This window comes from Paenarthrobacter sp. CAP02, assembly GCF_040137855.1.
In the GTDB taxonomy this organism is placed as follows: domain Bacteria; phylum Actinomycetota; class Actinomycetes; order Actinomycetales; family Micrococcaceae; genus Arthrobacter.
Map to the genome: position 1 here is coordinate 103,353 of NZ_JBEEII010000007.1, position 19,520 is coordinate 122,872.

At 63.7% G+C, this 19,520-nt stretch carries 19 protein-coding genes; 10 read left to right on the forward strand and 9 right to left on the reverse strand.

What is annotated here, in order from left to right:
• Positions 1–68 precede the first annotated feature (68 nt).
• The 5 genes from ABHM97_RS13690 to ABHM97_RS13710 all read right to left on the reverse strand — a co-directional run bounded on the left by ABHM97_RS13690 (position 69) and on the right by ABHM97_RS13710 (position 3,874).
• A complete protein-coding gene (locus tag ABHM97_RS13690) occupies positions 69–479 on the reverse strand; it encodes an ankyrin repeat domain-containing protein (protein WP_235517148.1) in 411 nt (136 codons plus the stop codon).
• Complete coding sequence (gene ygfZ, locus ABHM97_RS13695) at positions 476–1,561, reverse strand: CAF17-like 4Fe-4S cluster assembly/insertion protein YgfZ (protein ID WP_349471146.1); 1,086 nt, start codon at positions 1,559–1,561, stop codon at positions 476–478. The genes ABHM97_RS13690 and ygfZ overlap by 4 nt, the downstream gene beginning before the upstream one ends.
• 22 nt (positions 1,562–1,583) lie before the next feature.
• Entirely contained in the window at positions 1,584–2,306 is a 723-nt protein-coding gene (locus ABHM97_RS13700) for a flavodoxin family protein (RefSeq protein WP_349471147.1), read from the reverse strand.
• Positions 2,307–2,373: 67 nt separating this feature from the next.
• On the reverse strand, positions 2,374–2,973 hold the full coding sequence (locus tag ABHM97_RS13705) for a nitrobindin family protein (RefSeq protein ID WP_235517151.1): 600 nt from the start codon (positions 2,971–2,973) through the stop codon (positions 2,374–2,376).
• Positions 2,974–3,139: 166 nt separating this feature from the next.
• The gene (locus ABHM97_RS13710; RefSeq protein WP_235517152.1) at positions 3,140–3,874 is read right to left on the reverse strand and encodes a permease; all 735 of its coding nucleotides are present in this window, start codon (positions 3,872–3,874) and stop codon (positions 3,140–3,142) included.
• A gap of 261 nt (positions 3,875–4,135) precedes the next feature.
• Here ABHM97_RS13710 and ABHM97_RS13715 point away from each other — a divergent pair, with 261 nt between their 5' ends.
• The 9 genes from ABHM97_RS13715 to asd all read left to right on the forward strand — a co-directional run bounded on the left by ABHM97_RS13715 (position 4,136) and on the right by asd (position 13,975).
• A complete protein-coding gene (locus ABHM97_RS13715) occupies positions 4,136–4,834 on the forward strand; it encodes a winged helix-turn-helix transcriptional regulator (RefSeq protein ID WP_090817688.1) in 699 nt (232 codons plus the stop codon).
• A gap of 236 nt (positions 4,835–5,070) precedes the next feature.
• A complete protein-coding gene (gene mshD / locus ABHM97_RS13720; RefSeq protein ID WP_349471148.1) occupies positions 5,071–6,042 on the forward strand; it encodes a mycothiol synthase in 972 nt (323 codons plus the stop codon).
• Between the two features lie 90 nt (positions 6,043–6,132).
• Entirely contained in the window at positions 6,133–8,382 is a 2,250-nt protein-coding gene (locus tag ABHM97_RS13725; RefSeq protein ID WP_349471149.1) for an RNA degradosome polyphosphate kinase, read from the forward strand.
• An 8-nt stretch (positions 8,383–8,390) separates the two neighbouring features.
• A complete protein-coding gene (locus ABHM97_RS13730) occupies positions 8,391–9,359 on the forward strand; it encodes an NUDIX hydrolase (RefSeq protein ID WP_349471232.1) in 969 nt (322 codons plus the stop codon).
• 71 nt (positions 9,360–9,430) lie between these two features.
• The gene (locus ABHM97_RS13735) at positions 9,431–11,083 is read left to right on the forward strand and encodes a hypothetical protein (RefSeq protein ID WP_349471150.1); all 1,653 of its coding nucleotides are present in this window, start codon (positions 9,431–9,433) and stop codon (positions 11,081–11,083) included.
• Positions 11,080–11,883 carry a thymidylate synthase gene (locus ABHM97_RS13740; RefSeq protein WP_284986457.1) on the forward strand — a complete coding sequence of 268 codons (804 nt, stop codon included), beginning with the start codon at positions 11,080–11,082 and terminating at the stop codon, positions 11,881–11,883. The genes ABHM97_RS13735 and ABHM97_RS13740 overlap by 4 nt, the downstream gene beginning before the upstream one ends.
• Positions 11,880–12,479, forward strand: a complete 600-nt coding sequence (locus ABHM97_RS13745) for a dihydrofolate reductase (RefSeq protein WP_349471151.1) — start codon at positions 11,880–11,882, stop codon at positions 12,477–12,479. Before ABHM97_RS13740 ends, ABHM97_RS13745 begins: the two co-directional genes overlap by 4 nt.
• A 10-nt stretch (positions 12,480–12,489) precedes the next feature.
• Complete coding sequence (locus ABHM97_RS13750; RefSeq protein ID WP_235517158.1) at positions 12,490–12,711, forward strand: NF038396 family protein; 222 nt, start codon at positions 12,490–12,492, stop codon at positions 12,709–12,711.
• Between the two features lie 121 nt (positions 12,712–12,832).
• Positions 12,833–13,975 (forward strand): aspartate-semialdehyde dehydrogenase, encoded by a 1,143-nt coding sequence (asd, locus tag ABHM97_RS13755; protein WP_235517159.1) that lies wholly within the window; start codon positions 12,833–12,835, stop codon positions 13,973–13,975.
• A gap of 22 nt (positions 13,976–13,997) precedes the next feature.
• Here the strand turns inward: asd and ABHM97_RS13760 are convergent, their stop codons facing one another.
• Positions 13,998–14,681, reverse strand: coding sequence for a DUF559 domain-containing protein (locus ABHM97_RS13760; protein WP_349471152.1), 684 nt, complete (start codon positions 14,679–14,681; stop codon positions 13,998–14,000).
• A gap of 723 nt (positions 14,682–15,404) precedes the next feature.
• The gene (locus tag ABHM97_RS13765) at positions 15,405–16,529 is read right to left on the reverse strand and encodes a winged helix DNA-binding domain-containing protein (RefSeq protein WP_349471153.1); all 1,125 of its coding nucleotides are present in this window, start codon (positions 16,527–16,529) and stop codon (positions 15,405–15,407) included.
• Between the two features lie 85 nt (positions 16,530–16,614).
• Between ABHM97_RS13765 and ABHM97_RS13770 the strand changes: the two genes are divergently transcribed.
• Positions 16,615–17,094, forward strand: a complete 480-nt coding sequence (locus tag ABHM97_RS13770; RefSeq protein ID WP_235517162.1) for a hypothetical protein — start codon at positions 16,615–16,617, stop codon at positions 17,092–17,094.
• 45 nt (positions 17,095–17,139) lie between these two features.
• On the opposite strand, the gene ABHM97_RS13775 is transcribed toward ABHM97_RS13770, so the two are convergent.
• The gene (locus ABHM97_RS13775; RefSeq protein ID WP_349471154.1) at positions 17,140–18,207 is read right to left on the reverse strand and encodes a UDP-N-acetylmuramate dehydrogenase; all 1,068 of its coding nucleotides are present in this window, start codon (positions 18,205–18,207) and stop codon (positions 17,140–17,142) included.
• 9 nt (positions 18,208–18,216) lie between these two features.
• Positions 18,217–19,491, reverse strand: a complete 1,275-nt coding sequence (locus tag ABHM97_RS13780) for an MFS transporter (protein ID WP_349471233.1) — start codon at positions 19,489–19,491, stop codon at positions 18,217–18,219.
• Positions 19,492–19,520 lie beyond the last annotated feature (29 nt).

Consider the following 19,520-nt stretch of genomic DNA (forward strand, 5'->3'; position numbering starts at 1 on the left):
TTCCACGTGGAATAGTAGGGCGCAAGAAGGCCCGGCCGCCATGGCGACCGGGCCGTTCTAGTGGTGGTTCAGCCCAGGAGTGCCAGAATCTCCGCCCGGGCAAACATCGCGGCAGCCTCGCGGGCGGTGGGCCGACCGGCGTCGGGGTCCGCACCCGCATCCAGCAGGACCCGTGCGACGCTGGTGTAGCCCTTGAAAACAGCGCCGGCAAGTGGGGTCTGGCCGCGGTCGTTGGCCGCATTGACGTCAGCGCCGTGATGGAGGATCAGCTGCACGGCCTCGTCGTGGCCGTGGTAGGCGGCCAGCATTAAGAGGGAATCCCCTGCAGCATTGGTCAGGTTCGCCGGAGCACCGGCATCCAAGTAGCCCCTCAGTAAGTCCGTGTTTCCTTCACGGGCAGCATCGAACAGAGCGTGCGCGAGTGCCAAGGCGTCGTCGTCTGCGCCGCCCTCGGTACCGGCGTTGGTGGGTTGGCTCATCGGTGGGGTCCCTTCAGGAATCCGGTCTGGCGCCCGACGACCTGGCCGGCGTCGGGGGCGACGATCACTTCCTGGGCAGCGGTGTAAGGCTCGTCACCGTCCATCACTGTCAGGGCTTCTTCAGCCGACACTGAACGCTTGATGACAGCCAAGGCCACTGGCCCCATTTCGAAGTGCTGCGCCACAGATGTCAGGGTACCCACCTTGCGTTCCCCGGCAAATACGACACTGCCGACTGCCGGCAACGTGTGCTGCGAACCGTCCAACTGCAGGAACACGAGGCGCCGCGGCGGGTGCCCCAGGTTATGGACCCGCGCGATGGTCTCCTGGCCCTTGTAGCAGCCCTTGTTCAAATGGACGGAGGTGCGGAGGAGATCCAATTCGTGGGGAATGGTCTTCTCGTCAGTCTCAGCGCCAAGCCTCGGCCGCCACGCAGCAACACGGAGGGCATCCGCGGCCATCGCGCCCGCCAACGGCAGGCCATCCACGGCATGTTCCAGCTCAGCGGACGGCACCAGGTACTCGAACCAGGGCCGCTCGAGGCCCGGGTGGGACTCCTCCGGGACGATGCTGTAGGCATAGCCGCCCGGGCTGACATGCGGCCACGGATCTTCCCACACCAGGCTCGACGACAACTGCTCTACGGGCTTGGTAGCACCCACCACCGCCCACTGCTCAGAGACGTCATCGATGTCGACACGGAGCATGAACTTCATCTTGTTCAGCCACTCGGCCAAGGGACCTGCTTCTGCCGCCTCGACGATCAGCCAAGTGGTCGCGCCGTCGTCAATGACCCGGGCATCAAATTCAATGCGGCCTTGGACACTGAGGAGCAGCAACTCGCTTGAGACGCCGGCCTGCAGATTGGTGAGCTGCTGCGACGACAGCGTGTTGAGCCAGCTGAGCCGGTCCGGGCCGGACACAGTCACCACCCCGCGATGCGAGAGATCGACGACGGCGGTTCCGGTCGCCAGGGCGCGCTGCTCCCGCAGGGGTTCGCCGTAATGCGCCGCGACACCGGCGTCGAGGCCGGTATCTTCGACCGCGCCAGGGCGCGACAACAGGGGGCTCTTGTAAGTCATATGTAGTAGAAGTCCTTGAGGCTTAGCGGTATTCCGGATTCTCGAAATCAAAACGGGTGCCGGCTTTCCACTCCGCCGGAAGGTTGCCGTACGCGGGGATCCCGCCGGCATCCCGAAGGATCTTGGCCATGTGCAGGAGGTTCCACGTCATGAACGTGGTGTTCCTGTTGGTGAAATCACTCTCGGGGCCACCCGATCCTTCGTCCAGGTAGCTGGGGCCCGGACCCACGGGACCGATCCACCCGGCGTCGGCCTGGGGCGGGATCGTGAAGCCGACGTGCTGGAGGCTGTACAGCACGTTCATGGCGCAGTGCTTGATGCCGTCTTCGTTGCCAGTGATGAGGCAACCGCCGACTTTCGGGTAGAACGCCCACTGGCCCTGGCTGTTCAACTCGCCGGAATGGGCATACAGGCGTTCGATCAGTTTCTTGGTCTGCGATGAATTGTCACCCAGCCAAATGGGACCGGCAACCACCACAATGTCGGCATCGCGCACTGCGGGGTAGAGTTCGGGCCATTCGTCCGTCGCCCAACCATGTTCCCGCATGTCCGGGTAGACGCCGCTGGCGATGTCGTGGTCCACCGTGCGGATGAGCGTGGTGGAAACGCCCTGCTTTTCCATGATGGCGCGGCTGATGCTGATAAGGCCGTCGGTATTGCTCAACTGCGGCGAAGGATTAAGGGTGCCATTGAAGAAGACGGCCTTCAGGCCCTCGTAGCCCTGGGGCTTGAGGTGGGTGTTCACTATCTGCTCCTTTTGCTGGTTGCTGGGCGGAACGTACAGTGAGACCTCTTGTCAGGAAGACCTCTTGTCAGGAAACCCTGTTGAGGAAAGCCGAGGCGTGCGCTTCGAGGGCCTTGCCACTGGCAGCAACATCCCAGCGCCATAGCAGGTTGCCATCAACCAGGCCAAAGATCCGGGTAGCTGCGGTGTACTCCTTGGAGTGGCTCCCGCGCATCACCATGTCGGTGCTGAGCTGGATCTGGGGCCCCTTGATCTGGCCATAGTAGAGCTCGGTGATGCCACCGGGATGGGCAATCGACACCGAGATGTCGAAGCCGCCGTCGTCGTTCCGGCGCTCCTCCACCTCGTCCGCGGTCTTGAGCACAGGAACGATGTCGGCCGGAATCAGTCCCGGGCCGCCGTCGCCCTCTTCAAGCTTTCGCTCCAAGGCCCAGAAACCCGTCTCAACCGTCAACGGGCGCAGCTTTGCGCCGGCGTCGTCACTGAGCCAGGTTTCGGCCCTGTACTGCAAGTACGGAAGGCCGTTGTGGGTGAAGGAGACATGCTGGACGAAGTGCTCGGAATCCTCGTCTCCACTGCCTAGCCGTCCACGGCCTTCCCACTCACCAATGAGCCAGGAAAGGGGGACGAGTTCAGGCGTCAGGTCAGTTGGGATCTCAATAGGCACAGCGGCAACCTTGCTGGGACTGCAGGACCAAAGGTCCTACTTCTGTCCCTGGAACAGACGGTATACGACATAGCCGGCAAACCATGCCATCGCGACACTTGCCAGGCCGAGGAGAACGAGGAAGAAGATTTCATATGCGAGAACAGACATGATGCCATCCTAACCGTTAGTAGATGAGAAGTTTGTCGATGAAGTAAGCCAAGGCGCCCACGGCCCATACGGGTGCGACACCCATGCCAATCGCGGCAGCAAGGTTAAGCCGGCCGCGCCGCAACGTGGTCATCCGCCGGAAGCTGACCAGCACCGATCCGACGACAACACCCACCAGCGCTGCGGGAAGCACTGCAATGTCCGAGAAGACAAGGCCGGCCAACGGACCCATCAGGGCCGCCATGACCACGCCGAGCGGGGCCACGATACGGTCAGGCCAACGGATGATTCCCACCAGCAGGGCAACCGCAGCGCTCAGCCCTGCCACGAGGACCATTTCCTTGACCCCGTTGAAACGGGCACCGGCAATCCAGCCTGCGCCGAGGCAGTTCAGCAGGACGCCGGCGCAGCAGCCAAGGGTCGATTCGAGGCGTTGGGCCTGGCCCGTGCCCCGGACAAGCTGAACAACGAAAACTGCCATGACGCCCAAAGCCACGAAAGCGGGCGTGCCATCCAGGAAACCCGGTGCCGGCATGTAAGCCGCGGCCACAGCCGACCCCACACCCGAAAGCCCAATGACGGCAGCCAGGGTCTTCTTGGCCGGAACTGCCAGGAAATGCGGCCACCCGATGCCCACGGCTGCAGAGGCCACGATGCCCACGCCCACCATGGCTTCCCGGGAAACGAAGGTGCTGGCCACGATGGCTGCGAGCGCCACGAGTCCGAATACCCCGATGCTCCAAGACTTCACTGTGTGCCGACCTCAATCCGATGCGCCTTACGACCTCTCGACAATCCTGCCTTAACCCAGGCCAATATGTCGTAATTCCGCCCCCTGCCCGTCACGAATCCCTGTCTGGCCGGGCCCAGGTAGGTATACTCAGACTTCAACGGCGCACAGTGTATGCCTTGATCCCGTTACAACGGGAAGAGGCGGCCTGCGTGCTGTGACCGACCGGTGAGACTCCGGTTTCGACGCCCGATGATGCGCGTAAAGCCCATTGGAGGAACTATGTCGCACATCCTGCTCCTAACGAACAGCACCGGCTCTTCGGTGGACATTCTGCCTGCCTTGGAACTGTTGAACCACCGTGTGCACATCCTCCCTGCAGAACCCACAGCCTTGCTGGAAACGGACCCCACGGACATCGTCTTCCTGGATGCCCGTAAAGACCTGGTGGGTGCCCGCTCGCTGACCCAGTTGCTGAAGGCCACCGGCCTCAGCGCACCCCTGATGCTGATCCTCACCGAAGGCGGCATGGCTGCCGTCTCGTCTGCGTGGGCTGTTGATGACATCGTGCTGGACTCCGCGGGACCGGCCGAGGTCGAGGCCCGCATCCGCCTGGCCATGGCGCGGGCCGTCACCGGCGAAGAGGAAACCCAGACAGAGATCCGGGCGGCCGGCGTCGTTATTGATGAGGCGAGCTACACAGCGCGCGTCAACGGCCAACCGCTCAACCTGACTTTCAAGGAGTTCGAACTCCTCAAGTACCTGGCACAGCACCCAGGGCGCGTGTTTACCCGCCAACAGCTGCTGACCGAAGTGTGGGGCTACGACTACTACGGGGGCACCCGGACTGTGGACGTCCACATCCGGCGCCTTCGCGCCAAGTTGGGCGTGGACCACGAAAACCTGATCAGCACCGTCCGCAACGTCGGCTACCGGCTGACGTTGGTTCGCCTTCCCGACGACGAACTCTCCGAAGCCTGAGCACGTTTTGATGCGGACCTGATACAGAAAAGGCCGGAATCCCTGCGGATTCCAGCCTTTTCCTTGCTCTGTTGTGGAGGACATACGGGTCGAACGTATCGAGGCCACCCCACTGGTGGATCCCCCTCGCGTTCACTGCTGCGGGCTACCGCAAAGCCGAACGAGATATAGAGACTATCCCTGTTTAGCGGTTACTTCAAATCCCGCTGTTTGCCCGTGGCGTATAGCCTTGCATCATGAGTCACGCGCATCCGGAGAACTGGCCCGTCCTGATCGTCAACGGCGCGTTGGACGCCGAACTCCTCAAGGACTTCACCACCCTTGCTGCTGCGGCAGAGGAATCCGATGGGAATCCTCCCCTCTCGGAGCAGACCTTGGTGATGTTGCGCGGCGCCGACTCGGGTGAATCTTCCGTTCTGTCGTTCGCCATCTATGCCCCTGACGAGGATTCAGATCCGGCGACCGGAGAAGATCTGGCGGGGATCGCCGTCGTGGTTGAAGGCCCCGACGGCAGCGGCGTGCTGGAGCTGGCGGTCCACCCGAGCTACCGCAACCAAGGGGTGGCGGGCCGGCTGCTGGCCGCGCTCCAGGAAAAGCGGAGCCTGGACGGCCTCAGCGCCTGGTCCCACGGAAACCATGAAGCCGCTGCCGGGCTTGCCACCCGTTTCGGTTATCGGCCGGTGCGTGAGCTGTGGAAAATGCGGCTCATGTCTTCTGCTTCTGCACTGCCCGACGCCGGCCTTCCGGACGGGGTCTCGCTGCGCGCCTTCGTCCCGGGCCAGGATGAGCAGGCATGGCTGGACGCCAACCGGGCGGCGTTCTCACACCACCCCGAGCAAGGTTCGATGACTCTGGCGGACCTTGAGGCCCGCAAGTCCGAGGACTGGTTTGACCCACAAGGCTTCCTGCTGGCCGTCAATGGTGACGGCGAACTGCTGGGCTTCCACTGGACCAAGGTCCATCCGCGGCAGGGTCCGCACCCGGCCATCGGCGAGGTGTATGTGGTGGGGGTGACCCCGGCAGCCCAAGGCCTGGGCCTCGGCAAGGCCCTCACCGTGGCCGGGATCACCTATCTCCAGGACAAGGGCCTGCACGCTGTGATGCTTTACGTGGACGCCGACAATGAGGCTGCGGTAGCCCTGTATCAGAAGCTTGGCTTCGTTCGATGGGACACCGATGTCATGTACGGTCCGGTCGCCAAGGATTAACCTGGTGCGAATGCCGGGACATCTTGGATTCGGGCACCCGAATTGCTTGTAATGTGGGAGGAAACCCTGTCCTGAGCTTAGGAGAAACCCATGCAGCCGGACCCCGTCGGCACCGCCGGATCCACCTCGAAGGGCGCTACGTTGCCTCCGCGCTTCGGATCATCGGAGGTCCCGGCCTCGCGTGCCACACAAGACCGCATCGATATTCCTGAGTTCGCACCAAGCCTGGAGCCTGAAGGGGACATCTCCCCGGACCGTTTCCTTGATCGCGAGCTGAGCTGGCTGGCGTTCAACTCCCGCGTCCTGGAACTTGCCGAAGATCCGGACCTTTACTTGCTGGAACGCGTCAATTTCCTCTCCATTTTTGCCTCCAACCTTGACGAGTTCTTCATGGTTCGCGTGGCTGGCCTCAAACGGCGTATCGCTACCGGGCTTGCCGTCCCGTCCCCCGCCGGGCTGAGCCCCATCGAGGTACTGGAGCAGATCGGCGAGGAGGCCCACAAGCTGCAGGAACGCCATGCGCGGGTCTTCGCTGAACAAATCCGCCCCGCCTTGGCCTACGAGCACATCCACATCATGCACTGGGATGAACTTGATGAGGATGCCCGCCACCGCATCAGCGCCATGTTCCAGGAGAAGGTCTTCCCCATCCTGACCCCGCTGGCCGTGGACCCCGCCCACCCGTTCCCCTACATCTCCGGGCTCTCCCTGAACCTTGCTGTCATTGTCAGTAACCCGGTCAGCGAGAAGGAACTCTTTGCCCGTGTCAAGGTTCCGGACCAGCTCCCCCGGCTGATCTCCGTGGACGGTCCGCGTGCCGGCGCCATCCCCGGACGCGTGGCCCGGTTCATCGCCCTCGAAGAAGTTATTGCCGTGCACCTGGACAAGCTCTTCCCCGGCATGGAAGTCCTGGAGCACCACACCTTCCGCGTCACCCGCAACGAGGACCTCGAAGTTGAAGAGGACGACGCCGAGAACCTCCTCCAGGCCCTGGAGAAGGAACTGCTGCGCCGGCGTTTCGGTCCTCCCGTGCGCCTGGAAGTCACCACGGACATCAACCCGAACATCAAGGCACTGCTCATCCGTGAACTCGGCGTCGAGGAGTCCGAGGTCTACTCCGTGCCGGCACCCTTGGACCTGCGTGGGCTGTCAGCGATCAGCGGCATCGATCGCGCCGACCTCCACTACCCCAAGCACGTGCCACACACGTCGCGGTACCTGAACGAATCGGAAACGTCCAAGGCAGCCAACGTCTTTGCCGCGATGCGCCGCAGGGACATCCTGCTGCACCACCCGTACGATTCGTTCTCCACCTCGGTCCAGGCCTTCCTGGAGCAGGCTGCGGCGGACCCCAAGGTGCAGGCCATCAAGCAGACCCTGTACCGGACGTCCGGCGACTCCCCCATCGTGGACGCCCTGATCGATGCCGCAGAGGCAGGCAAGCAGGTTCTGGCCCTGGTTGAGATCAAGGCCCGCTTTGACGAGCAAGCCAACATTTCCTGGGCACGGAAGCTGGAACAGGCAGGCGTGCACGTGGTCTACGGCATCGTCGGACTGAAGACGCACTGCAAGTTGTCGCTGGTAGTCCGCCAGGAGGTGGACGGCCTGCGCCGTTACTGCCACATCGGAACGGGCAACTACCACCCGCGCACCGCCCGGTACTACGAGGACCTGGGGCTGCTCACCGCCAACGAACAGGTCGGCGAAGACCTGTCCAAGCTGTTCAACCAGCTCTCCGGCTACGCGCCCAAGTCAACGTTCAAAAGGCTGCTGGTGGCGCCCCGCTCGGTGCGTGCCGGGTTGGTGGAACGGATTGAAACCGAAATCCGCAATGCTCGTGCAGGTATCCCCGGCCTGGTGCAGATCAAGGTCAACTCGATGGTGGACGAAGCGATCATCGATGCCCTGTACCGCGCCTCGCAGGCTGGCGTGAAGGTCGACGTCGTCGTCCGCGGTATCTGCTCGTTGCGTCCCGGGGTTCCGGGACTCAGCGAGAACATCACCGTCCGCTCCATCCTTGGCCGGTTCCTGGAACACTCCCGCGTATTCGCTTTCGGGAACGGTGGCGAGCCCGTGGTGTACATCGGTTCGGCCGACATGATGCACCGCAACCTGGACCGTCGCGTGGAGGCCCTGGTGCAGTTGGCAAGCAAGGAAGACATTACGACGGTCATGGACCTGATGCGCCGCTACGTTGACGACGGAACAGCGAGCTGGCACCTGGACAACCAAGGCCACTGGACGCGTCATCACCTGGACGCCGACGGCAAACCGCTGTTGGATATGCAGTCATGGCTCCTGGAATCGCGTTCCCGGCAGCGAGCATCGGCACGGCGGTAGAGAAGCAGTTGAACAGCGATACCCCCGTGGCCGATCAAACAGATCACCCTGGCGAGTCGGTGGCCGTTGTTGCGGCCGGAGGCATCCCCTGGCGGCTCAACAAGGGTGCCCTTGAGGTGCTCCTGATCCACCGGCCGCGCTACGACGATTGGTCCTGGCCCAAAGGAAAGCTCGACGCCGGCGAAACGGTTCCCGAATGCGCCGCACGCGAAGTCTGGGAAGAGATCGGGCTTCAGGCCACCCTGGGCATCCCGCTCCCACCCATCCACTACCACGTGGCTGCCGGGCTGAAGGTGGTCCGGTACTGGGCCATCAAGGTCAATGGTGCGCAGCTGCGCCCTGATGGGAAAGAGGTGGACAGCGTCATGTGGTGTACCCCGGACCGGGCCGCCACATTCCTGAGCAACCCGAGCGATGTGGAGCCACTGGAATACCTCCAAAAGGCGCACGTCCGTGGCGAGCTGGACACGTGGCCTTTGATCCTGATCCGTCACGCCAAAGCAAAGCCCCGGTCCTCGTGGACCAAGGCCGAAGGTGACCGGCCGCTGGCGGCAACCGGCCAGCGCCAGGCTGTGGCCGTCCAGCGCCTCCTTGGCGTGTGGAAGCCCCAGCGTGTCGTCACCAGCCCATGGGTGCGGTGCGTTGCCACCATCGCGCCCTACGCCAAAGCCAGTGGGGCCAAGGTGAAGCTGGTGGAAGCCCTCACGGAACACCACCATCAGCGCTCCCCCAAAAAGACGGCGGCCGCTGTTGAGGCGTTGTTCGACAAGCAGGTACCCATCGCCGTGTGCACGCACAGACCCGCACTGCCTACGGCTTTGAAGCAATTGGGACAGCACATGCCTTCGGCTTTGCGGGCAGTCCTGCCGAGCGCGGACCCTTACCTGGCCCCCGGCGAGGTCATCGTGTGCCAGGTAGCGCGGGGGGCCGAACGGAAGATCGTCTCCGTGGAGCAGGTCAAACCCTTCGACGACTGACGTATGACTTGACCCCCGACTCTTTGTGACGAATCGTAGGAACTTCGTTTCAAAGACTTGGGGGTCTTGTTGTGGTTGCAGTGCTGGGACCGGGTATCGGGGCTGTCGTGGTGTACCTGTTCCTTCGGATGCTGGTGTGGTCAAAGCCCGATGCCCGGTCCTTGGCCTCGCATGGGCTCTGGGTGGGAATCACCGGCTGGATGGCCAGCTCACTCCAAGGGTCCATGAACGCCGGGATCCTGCCCGGAAACCCGACCGTGCCGGCTGCTCAAGCAACTCCTGAACAGATCGGCACCGCCCTGGCATGGCCCATCCTCGCCTGCCTCGCCATCCATGCCCTGGGTCAGTCCAGCTATCCAACGGCCAAGGGGCAACGCAGGTTTACCGAACGCTTGGGCTGGGAGTTCCTCCCCCGACTGCTCGCTTGGACCACCACATCGATATTCGCCTTCACGGCCGTGGTCTTAGCGTGGGTTGCCACCCTTCCCGGACACACCCCGGTTGCCCCTTCAGCTACCCCGCCACAGTCCCAGGCCGTCGACACCGGGTACTACGGTCAAGGACAGGACGGCAGGATTCCGGGCTGGGAGCTGGCCGCGTGGCTCGGAGGCGCGCTGCTGGTCCTCGCCTCCGGCACCCTGCTGTTGCTGTGGTTGATCGGGCGCCGCCGCCAGCTGGAAGCGCTCGACGCCGACGACGACCGAACCCTCCGTGGCATCGCAGCCAACCGGCTCCTGCGCACGGTGGCAACCATTGCGGCCGGCCTTGCCACCATTGCCGGGAATTTCGCGGCACAACCAGAAACCGGATCCGCGTGGCAATCGTCCTGGTTCAATGCCCTGGGCGTGGTCAATATGGCGGTACTGCTGGTGATGTTGTTGTGGCCGGTTCCCCGCATGCCTTCGCTCTGCACTGCAGGGCAGTCCACCAGCGTATGGGCCCTCCGTGCTCACCCCGGAACTCACGGAGCAGCCCGGCTAACCATCAGCATCGGCGTTGCGCTCGGCACGCTTGGAGGGCTGGCGGCCGCCGTGGGTTTCGTTGCAATGTACGCGCTGACCCAACCCCAAAATTCGTGGGTGGCACCCCTTGCGCTGGGGCTGGTGGCGGCACTCCTCCTGGCAACCATTTGGGGAGGAGACGTTCTCATCGGACGAAATTACGGAACCCTGGAGGCACCCGTCAGGTGGCCGTTACGACCAGTATCCCGCGGGCTGTCGTCTTTCGCGTTGGCCAGTGCGCTGCTGTTCGTTGCGTCCCTCACCTTCGTCGTGGCCATCCACGCCGGGCAACCATTCGCTGCGGCGACATGGCCGGCTGCCGTAACCGGGACCTTGCTGGTCGCTGCGGCAGGTGCCGTTGCTGTCCTTGCTGCCCGCCGGCGTCGTGGTATTCCCGAAGACGACGGCGACACCGGCTTGGACGCCGCCCTGAGGGCAATCTCCATGTACCGCATCATCAGGACGTTGAGCGCCTACTGCCTCGGGCAATCGGCCCTTCTCCTCATGACTTCAGGCGATGCCTGGTACCGGCTGTTCGTGCCCGCCACGGGGATCTATCCGCTCGCGCCAAGCCCCGCGGTTACCCTCGGAATGGTGCTGGCAGCGATCGCCGTCATTACCGCTGTGACCCCTGTTAGGGGACTTATCCAGGCTATTCCCCGCCCTCGACATGCCACCTCCGTGATGGCCAACCCGCCCCGGCAAAGTAAGCTGGACCCGTGAGTATCCCCACCCCCTATGAAGACCTTCTGCGCGACGTCATGGCCAACGGCACGCACAAGTCGGACCGCACCGGAACCGGGACGCGCAGCGTCTTCGGCCGTCAGTTGAGGTTCGATCTTGCCGAAAGCTTCCCCCTCATCACCACCAAACGGGTTCACTTCAAGTCCGTGGCAGTGGAGCTTCTGTGGTTCCTCCGCGGCGACTCGAACGTGAAGTGGATGCAGGACCAGGGCGTCTCCATCTGGGACGAATGGGCGGATCAGGACGGCGAGCTCGGGCCGGTATACGGAGTCCAGTGGCGCAGCTGGCCCACTCCTGACGGTGGACATATCGACCAGATATCCGAGGTCATGAAGGGCCTGGCCAGCAACCCGGATTCACGACGACACATTGTGTCCGCGTGGAACGTGTCCGAGCTCAAGGACATGGCCTTGCCACCATGCCATGCGTTCTTCCAGTTCTACGTGGCAGACGGCAAGTTGTCCTGCCAGTTGTACCAGCGTTCGGCGGACACTTTCCTGGGCGTCCCCTTCAACATTGCCTCGTACGCCCTGCTCACGCTCATGGTCGCGCAGCAGTTGGGCCTCGAACCCGGTGAGTTCGTGTGGACGGGTGGGGACGTCCATGTCTACGACAACCACGTGGAGCAGGTTGCCGAGCAGCTCAGCCGCGAACCGTACGAATACCCGCAGCTGAAGATCCTCCGCAAACCTGACTCGATCTTCGACTACACCCTGGACGACTTCGAGGTTGTGGACTACCGCCACCACCCCACCATCAAGGCGCCGATCGCCGTATGAGCACGCCTTCCGCCGACGTTCCCGCGCAACTCCCCGGCGTCATCTTTACCCAGGAGACGGCTGCCGCCATGACCGGGATCGGAATGATCTGGGCCCAAACCAAGGCTGGCGTGATCGGCAAGGACGGCAGCATGCCGTGGCACTTGCCGGAAGATTTGAAGCACTTCAGCCAACTCACCACCGGTCACCCCGTCATCATGGGACGCAAGACCTGGGAGTCATTCCCCGCGAAGTACCGCCCCTTGCCAGGGCGCACCAACATCGTAGTGACCCGGAACGCTGAATGGGCCTCCACGCCAGAAGCAGAAGGTGCACTGGTGGTTTCCTCGCTTGACGAGGCCCTCCTGGAATCCCAGTTCGCACCCGGCGGCCAGAAGGTGTGGATCATCGGCGGCGCGCAGATTTTCGAGCAGTCCATGAACCTCGCCAACCTTGCAGTGGTCACCATCATCGATGCCGACTTCGACGGCGACACTTTCGCGCCTGAACTCGGTGATGATTGGACTTTTGACACCATGGCGCCGGCCGAGGGCTGGCTCACCGCCAAAAATGGTACAAACTACCGGTTCACCTCGTGGCGCCGGAACGAACGCTAGGAACGACTGCATGCTGAAGAAACCCGAAACCCTGTTCGTGCTGGGCTACATGCTGCTGCCGCTCTTTGCCCTGATCTCCGCCATCGTGGGCCTGACGATGATCCTGGGCGGAAACAAGATCGTGGGCATCATCATCCTGGTGATCGTGACCCAGGTATTCACGTTTGGCTCATTCTTCGCCGTCCGGGCACGCAAAGCTGCTCTGGTTCAGGAGCATGAAGCCGGCAACTAGCTTTCCAGCCGGAAGCGGGCGTGGAGGTTGGATCGGCCGCCTGGCCGGGTGTCGTCGTCGTGCGTCCCGCCCGTGACGTAACCAACAGCGGCAGTCCGCTCCGAAAGTTTAGACTTGGTGAATGACTACAGCAGCTAATCCGTCCGTTGGACTGGTCGGTTGGCGTGGCATGGTCGGCTCCGTCCTGATGCAGCGCATGCAGGAAGAGAACGACTTCGCCAACATCAACCCGGTATTTTTCTCCACCTCGAATGCAGGAGGTGCCGCCCCGTCCTTCGCTGAGGGGGCAGGCAAGCTCGAGGATGCGTTCGATATTGAGACGCTGGCCAAGCTGCCTATTATTGTCACCGCCCAAGGTGGCGACTACACCAAGCAGGTTCATGGTGAACTCCGCAGCCGTGGCTGGGACGGCCTCTGGATCGACGCTGCTTCCACCCTGCGCATGAACGACGACTCCATCATCGTGCTGGACCCCATCAACCGCGACGTCATAGACGCAGGCCTTTCCGGCGGGGTGAAGGATTTCATCGGCGGAAACTGTACGGTCTCCTGCATGCTGATGGGCCTCGGCGGCCTCTTCAAGAACAACCTCGTGGAGTGGGGTACGTCCATGACGTACCAGGCCGCTTCCGGTGGCGGTGCCCGCCACATGCGTGAGCTCCTGAACCAGTTCGGCACCCTCAACAACGAGGTCAGCAGTGAACTGGAAGATCCCGCCTCCGCCATCCTGGAGATCGACCACAAGGTCCTCGCGGCACAGCGCACCGGCGTTGACGCCACCCAGTTCGGCGTCCCGTTGGCTGGCTCCCTGATTCCCTGGATCGATGCCGACCTCGGCAACGGCCAATCCAAGGAAGAGTGGAAAGCCGGCGTAGAAACCAACAAGATCCTCGGCACCGGAAACGGTACCGCCGGCAAGGACCACATCGCCATGGACGGTCTCTGTGTCCGCATTGGTGCCATGCGCTCCCACTCGCAGGCACTGACGCTCAAGTTGCGTGAGGACCTGTCCGTCACCGAGATTGAGAACCTTCTGGCCAAGGACAACGAGTGGGCCAAGGTTGTTCCCAATACCAAGGAAGCCTCCATGGCGGACCTGACCCCGGTGGCTGCGTCCGGCACGCTGGACATCCCCGTGGGCCGTATCCGCAAGCTCGAAATGGGCCCGGAATACATCAGCGCCTTCACCGTGGGCGACCAGCTCCTGTGGGGTGCAGCCGAGCCGCTCCGCCGTATGCTCAACATCGCGACGGGCAAGCTCTAGTACCCGCCCGCCCCGAACGTCGCTAACCCGCTGTTCTGTTGCTGCCCAGCAACGGAACAGCGGGTTTTCGACTTCCTGCCTTGGCCAAGGCGGTTTTGAGCAGACGCTCAACCTCCCAGGGCCTGCTGAGGTCTCCCCACTCGATCCTGATGACGTTCCAGCCCATTGCCATAAGGGCTTTCTCCCGCCGCCGCTCCTGGAATATGACGTCCTCAGTTGGTGCGTAGTCGAAGTACTTGGCTCGACCATCGAACTCAAGGATGAGCTTGTGGTCCCTCCAGCCGAAGTCTCCCCTGTAGGTTCCGATGGGCGTCGTGACCTCTACCTGAAGGTCTGCGCCAACGATGCCGAGCCGGTCCAGAAGCGCACGTGTGCGCGTCTCCCCTACTGATTCGGACCTCCCATCCATGGCGTCCAGGATCCGCCACAAGCGTCGGGCACCCCGCGTGATCGCTCCGGTGCTTAGGTAATCCCGCAGAACCTGCGGATCAGCACCCTTTCGAAGAGCTTGGTCCGCGATTACCAGAGCCCGCTCAAAGTCCAAGGTCCGTGCACAGTCCACCACGGTGCGCTCAAGGCTGGTGATCGGGATGGGCCTTTGCCAGGGGGCCAGCACCTCGACGATCTCAGTACCCGACAGCGGCCCTCCGTGGGCCACGACATCGTCACCAGAGCTCCCCTGGGACGGGGAAAACGGTGTGGTCACGTGCACCTGGGCACCACTGTCCCAAGGGGAACATCCGTGCAACCGTGCGGCACTGACATGACTGTAGACACTGGTTGTCCGCGCGCCACGATGATGCGCCTCTATACGCAGCAGGTCCTGTTCCCATGGCTTTCTCCGATGCCAATCCTGGGCCCTGACGTAGGCACCACGCCTAAGCCTGATCAGTTTCCCGGAGCGGACGCCAGTTGTGAGCACCCGATCACTAAAGCCGAGTCCGGACAAGTCTGCTGTTGTCGCTACCGAGGTGCCGGGCCAGAGGCGCGAGATGTGGTGATCAAGTTTCTTTGTTTGCATGTGTCCATCCTCCGGGCGCGCGGACATAGCCCACCATGGGTCAGTTCCCGTATGTGGACAACCCCGACCAGCCCATCGGAGTCGGGGCGCCGAGGAGTGCCCCAGCCCTCCCACTTCCCACCCAAACCCGTGGCCAACCCGCTCCAACGTCGTTGGGCAGCGACGGAACAGCGGGCCAGCAACGGATTACCCGGCCCACGCCCAGACCTACCCACACGGCCCCACCCAAACCCGTCGCCAACCCGCTCCAACGTCGCTGGCCAGCAACGGAACAGCGGGCCAGCAACGGATCACCCGGCCCACCCCCCGAGCCACGCCCACCGCCCCACCCAAACCCGTCGCCAACCCGCTCCAACGTCGCTGGCCAACCACGGATCAGCGGGCAAGCAACGGAACAGCGGGCCGGCCTCAGCTCGCCATGAACTTCAGGTACGCCCGTCCCTGAGCCTGGAACGCCCGCTCGGCGGCAGGACCAAGCTCGCCTGCAAACGGTTCCGGGACCACCCCGGCGTTCTTCCCGGAGCCCAAATGGGCCCAGGTCCCGACTACGTCGCCCCCGGACACGATGACGCGCTTGAAGACGCCGTTCTTCCCCGGCACCACCCGTTCGGCGTACTCCGGGGCGAGAACCAGGCTGCGGTCCTGGTAGCCGAGAAGGTATTCGTCAAACCCAGGCAGTGCCAGCAGCGAGCGGGAGCCGGGAACGCCGTCGTCGAGCATTACTGCCGCTTGGGGTGACAGCCAGTAGCTGGCGCCGCGGAATTGAAGCTCCTCCAGGCGGTCCCGCACGGCTGCCAAGGCAGCGCGGGCCTCGGTGAGCGGCACTTGGCTCCACCACGAAAAGTCCTTGATGGTCGCCGGACCGTGGCCCCGGAAGTACCGGAAGAGGAGTTCGGCTATCCCTTCCTCACGGCCCAGGTCCCTGGACTCCGGAATCCAGTCCTCGAAGGGTACAAACAGTTGCTGGACGCCGGCTTTTCCGCCAGAGGCCGCCATGGGTCCTTGGACCAGCCACGCTTCGCGGCACAAAGTTCCCAGGATGTGGATGCCCCGCTGGGAGGTAGTGGGCTGGCCGGCTTCCTCAAAAGCGGTGAACAGCTGTTCGCGGGTTGCCCCGGCGGCACCCTCTCCTGTCTTGAGGACTTCGGCGGTTTTGTAAGCTATGTCCCGGCAGTGGCTGATGTCGTCGGCAGTAATGGCCAGTTCGCGGTGCCGCCCCGCCACGACGGTTGCCAGCCGACCGCTAGTGATCCCCAGGATCCAGCGCAGATCTTCGGGTGCCAGCAGGTGCAGGGTCCCGCGCATGGGCCAGGAACGAACCACCGTCCCGGCATCGAGGGCTGCGCGGACGTCCGAGGCCGCAATACCGGGCACGCGTTGCCCCACAGCCCAGAAAGCCATTCCCAGATCCTGGGCCTGCATGGCGGTCATCCAGCGGACAGCGTCGGCGATACCGGGGAAGCCTCCGGCCAGCAGGCCCTGGCTGGCGAGCCGGAGCCGGCCCATGACGCGGGGAGTCAGCGGTGTAGGCATGCTTCATCCTAAGAGCGCGTTCGGGCACAGGGAACCTTGCCGTGCCTCCCAGCCGTCACCCAGCAGGGGAACCTAGGATGAGTTCATGCTTTTTGGTGACCTCGCTCCGTTCGTGCGGCCGATGAGCCGGTGGTTGGCTACCGCCGGCTGGTTCTGCACGCTCGTTGGACTTGGTGCCGGGCTGATCGTGGCCGTCGGGACCGGCGTCAGCCTTTCTCCATCGATGCAGGCCATCCAAACCGTCAGTCTGGTCGCAACGGCTACGGCCGCGCTCCTCATTGGAACAGCGGCGGCCAGCCAGCCCGTGTCCGATCGTGATGATGACGCCCCCGAGCCGTGGTTCTACCCGGCCGCGGCCGCCCAGGTCCGCAGCTTCCTGCTCGGGTCAGTTGTCATGCTCCTGGGCTTGGTGGGCTTCGCTGCAGCCGGGCTGTTCATGCCGAGTGGTCCCTCGCCCCAGAGCATCGCGTTCAGCCAGATATTCCTTCTGGGCTCCATCAGTTGCGGGTTGACGTTCTTGCTGCTCAACAAGGTCCTGCCGATCGCCGAGCGGCGAACACGCTAGGACCGCCGAGGGGCAAGATCCTGGGAGCCCCCCAGCGAACGCGCCTTAGAGGGACACACCGATCAACAGCGGCTCCGGGTGCAGCTCAATACCAAAACGCTCGACGACGCCGGAACGCACCTCGCGCGCGATCGCCACCATGTCCGCGGCTGAGGCTGACCCACGGTTGGTGATGGCCAACGTGTGCTTGGTGGACAGGGACGCCCGGCCCCCGGAAACACTGCCCTCCTCAAGCCCGAAGCCCTTCCCGAACCCGGCTTGGTCGATGAGCCAGGCGGCGGAGAGCTTCACCAGTCCATCCGTTCCGGCGGGGTACTGCGGTGCGTTCGCGGGCAGCCCCGCGGCGCGCTCTGCGGGCACGATCGGGTTGGTGAAGAAGGAGCCGGTGGAGTAGGTATCCCGGTCCTCTGCGTCCAGTACCATTCCCTTGGAGGCCCGGAGCCGGAGGACTTCACGGCGGACATCGTTGGAGTAGGCGCGCTTGCCTGCCTCCACGCCCAGCACCCGGGCCAGCTCGGCGTACCGGATAGGGGCACTCATCCGACCCAGCGGCAACTGGAACTCGACTGTCAGGACCACGTAGCGCGGCGAGCCCTCCACCGTGGTCTGCTTGAGGATGGAGTCGCGGTATCCGAACTTGAGCTCGGAGTTGGTGAAGGTCTGCACGGCGTTGCGTTCACGGTCCCAGGTCCGCACGGCCGCAATGGTTTGAGATACGTCGGCACCGTAAGCTCCCACGTTCTGCACGGGCGTAGCTCCTGTGGCACCCGGAATGCCGGACAGTGCTTCCAAGCCGGACCATGCGTGCAGGACGGCGTGTTGGACCAGGGCGTCCCAGTTGTGGCCGGCCTGTACCACCACCGACACGCCTCCGCAGCTGTCCTCGGAGTTCACTGTGAACCCTTCGGATGCGATCTTCAGGACAGTGCCGGGGTAGCCTTCGTCCGAGATGAGAAGGTTGGATCCGCCGCCGATGATGAGGAGTTTTTCGCCTGCAGCGTCAGCCGACCGTACGGCGTCGATGATTTCAGCCTCGGTGCGGGCCTCCACAAAGTTTCCTGCGGGGCCGCCAACAGCGGCGGTGGTCAATTCGGAAAGCAGCGTCTGGGTCACCAATCAAGCCTAACGGGCTTCGTTGGGCTCCATGGACTTCCTTGTGGTTTGGCCGGCGAGGGGAGCCAGGAAGAAGCTGACAACCAGCATCACAAGAGGTGCAAGCAGGGAGTGGAGGATGCCAAAGTGTTCGGCCAGCAGGCCAAGGAGCGGCGGTCCGCACAGAAACGCACCGTAGCCAATGGTGGAGACGACGGAAACGCGGGCGGCAGCGTGCACGGGGTCATCAGCTGCGGCGGACATTCCCACCGGGAACCCCAGCGAGGCACCGAGGCCCCAGACCGCCAAGGCCACGAACGCGAGCCAGGGCACCGGAGAAAACACAAAAAGCGCCAGACCCACGACGGCGGTGGCCGAGCACCAGCGCATCACCACTACCCGCCCAAAGCGGTCAAGGATGACGGTGCCGGCGAAGCGTCCAATAGTCATGAACGTCACGAACAGTCCGTAGCCAACCGCTCCTGCCGCGTCCGATTGGCCGTAGCCGTCGGACAGTGCCAAAGCCACCCAGTCTCCAGCAGCGCCTTCGGCCAATGCCAGGCCGAGGACAAGTACGCCGATCAGCAGCGTTCGACGGTCACGCCAAGCAAGGGCCACGAGCCGTTTGTTGTCCAGTGGTGCAGCCGCGGTCCCGGTTTCCGCCGTAATAATGGGCAACGGTCCAGTAGAAGGGTCCTGGAAAGTATCGGTTTCCTCCGGACGCGGAGCACGGGCCGGCGCCGCAGTCTTCTCGGCCCGGAAGAAGAATCCTGCGGTCACCACGGAGCCCGTCACTACGACGCCCGCGATGAGGAAATGCCAGAACACGGCCAGGTGCACGGCGGCGGCCCAGGCACCAAACCCCGCAGCCGCGACAGTACCGAGGCTGAAGGCGCCATGGAGGTGCGGCATGACGTGCCGTCCCAGAGCCCGCTCCATGGCTGCGCCTTCGACGTTGGACGCCGTATTCCAGCTGGCAGTGCCAAGGCCCAGTACCACCAAACCCGTGGCAACAACCGCGGGGTTCGCCGCGATGGACGCCCCGACGCCAACAGTGACCAGGCCTGCCCCCACCATGCAGCTTCCAATCCAGCTGGTGAGTTTGGGCCCGAGCCGCAGCACGATGAGCCCGGATGCGGAGATCGAAATGAACGACGCCACGGTCATGCACATGAGCAGAAGCCCGATGCCGCCGGGGGTCAGGTTCAGTCCGTCACGGATCGCCGGGAGCCGCGACACCCACGTGGCGAACGCAACGCCGCTGGCCGCATAGGACGTCAGGACAGCGACGCGCCACTGGATCATCTGGGTCGCAGTGGCGCGTTGCGGGGAAG

Excerpts from the sequence above, each read along its gene's own strand:
- ABHM97_RS13690 (WP_235517148.1), bottom strand. The coding sequence starts at position 479 with ATGAGCCAACCCACCAACGCCGGTACCGAGGGCGGCGCAGACGACGAC.
- ygfZ (WP_349471146.1), bottom strand. The coding sequence starts at position 1,561 with ATGACTTACAAGAGCCCCCTGTTGTCGCGCCCTGGCGCGGTCGAAGAT.
- ABHM97_RS13715 (WP_090817688.1), top strand. The coding sequence starts at position 4,136 with ATGTCGCACATCCTGCTCCTAACGAACAGCACCGGCTCTTCGGTGGAC.
- mshD (WP_349471148.1), top strand. The coding sequence starts at position 5,071 with ATGAGTCACGCGCATCCGGAGAACTGGCCCGTCCTGATCGTCAACGGC.
- ABHM97_RS13725 (WP_349471149.1), top strand. The coding sequence starts at position 6,133 with ATGCAGCCGGACCCCGTCGGCACCGCCGGATCCACCTCGAAGGGCGCT.
- ABHM97_RS13745 (WP_349471151.1), top strand. The coding sequence starts at position 11,880 with ATGAGCACGCCTTCCGCCGACGTTCCCGCGCAACTCCCCGGCGTCATC.
- ABHM97_RS13750 (WP_235517158.1), top strand. The coding sequence starts at position 12,490 with ATGCTGAAGAAACCCGAAACCCTGTTCGTGCTGGGCTACATGCTGCTG.
- asd (WP_235517159.1), top strand. The coding sequence starts at position 12,833 with ATGACTACAGCAGCTAATCCGTCCGTTGGACTGGTCGGTTGGCGTGGC.
- ABHM97_RS13765 (WP_349471153.1), bottom strand. The coding sequence starts at position 16,529 with ATGCCTACACCGCTGACTCCCCGCGTCATGGGCCGGCTCCGGCTCGCC.
- ABHM97_RS13770 (WP_235517162.1), top strand. The coding sequence starts at position 16,615 with ATGCTTTTTGGTGACCTCGCTCCGTTCGTGCGGCCGATGAGCCGGTGG.
- ABHM97_RS13780 (WP_349471233.1), bottom strand. The coding sequence starts at position 19,491 with ATGATCCAGTGGCGCGTCGCTGTCCTGACGTCCTATGCGGCCAGCGGC.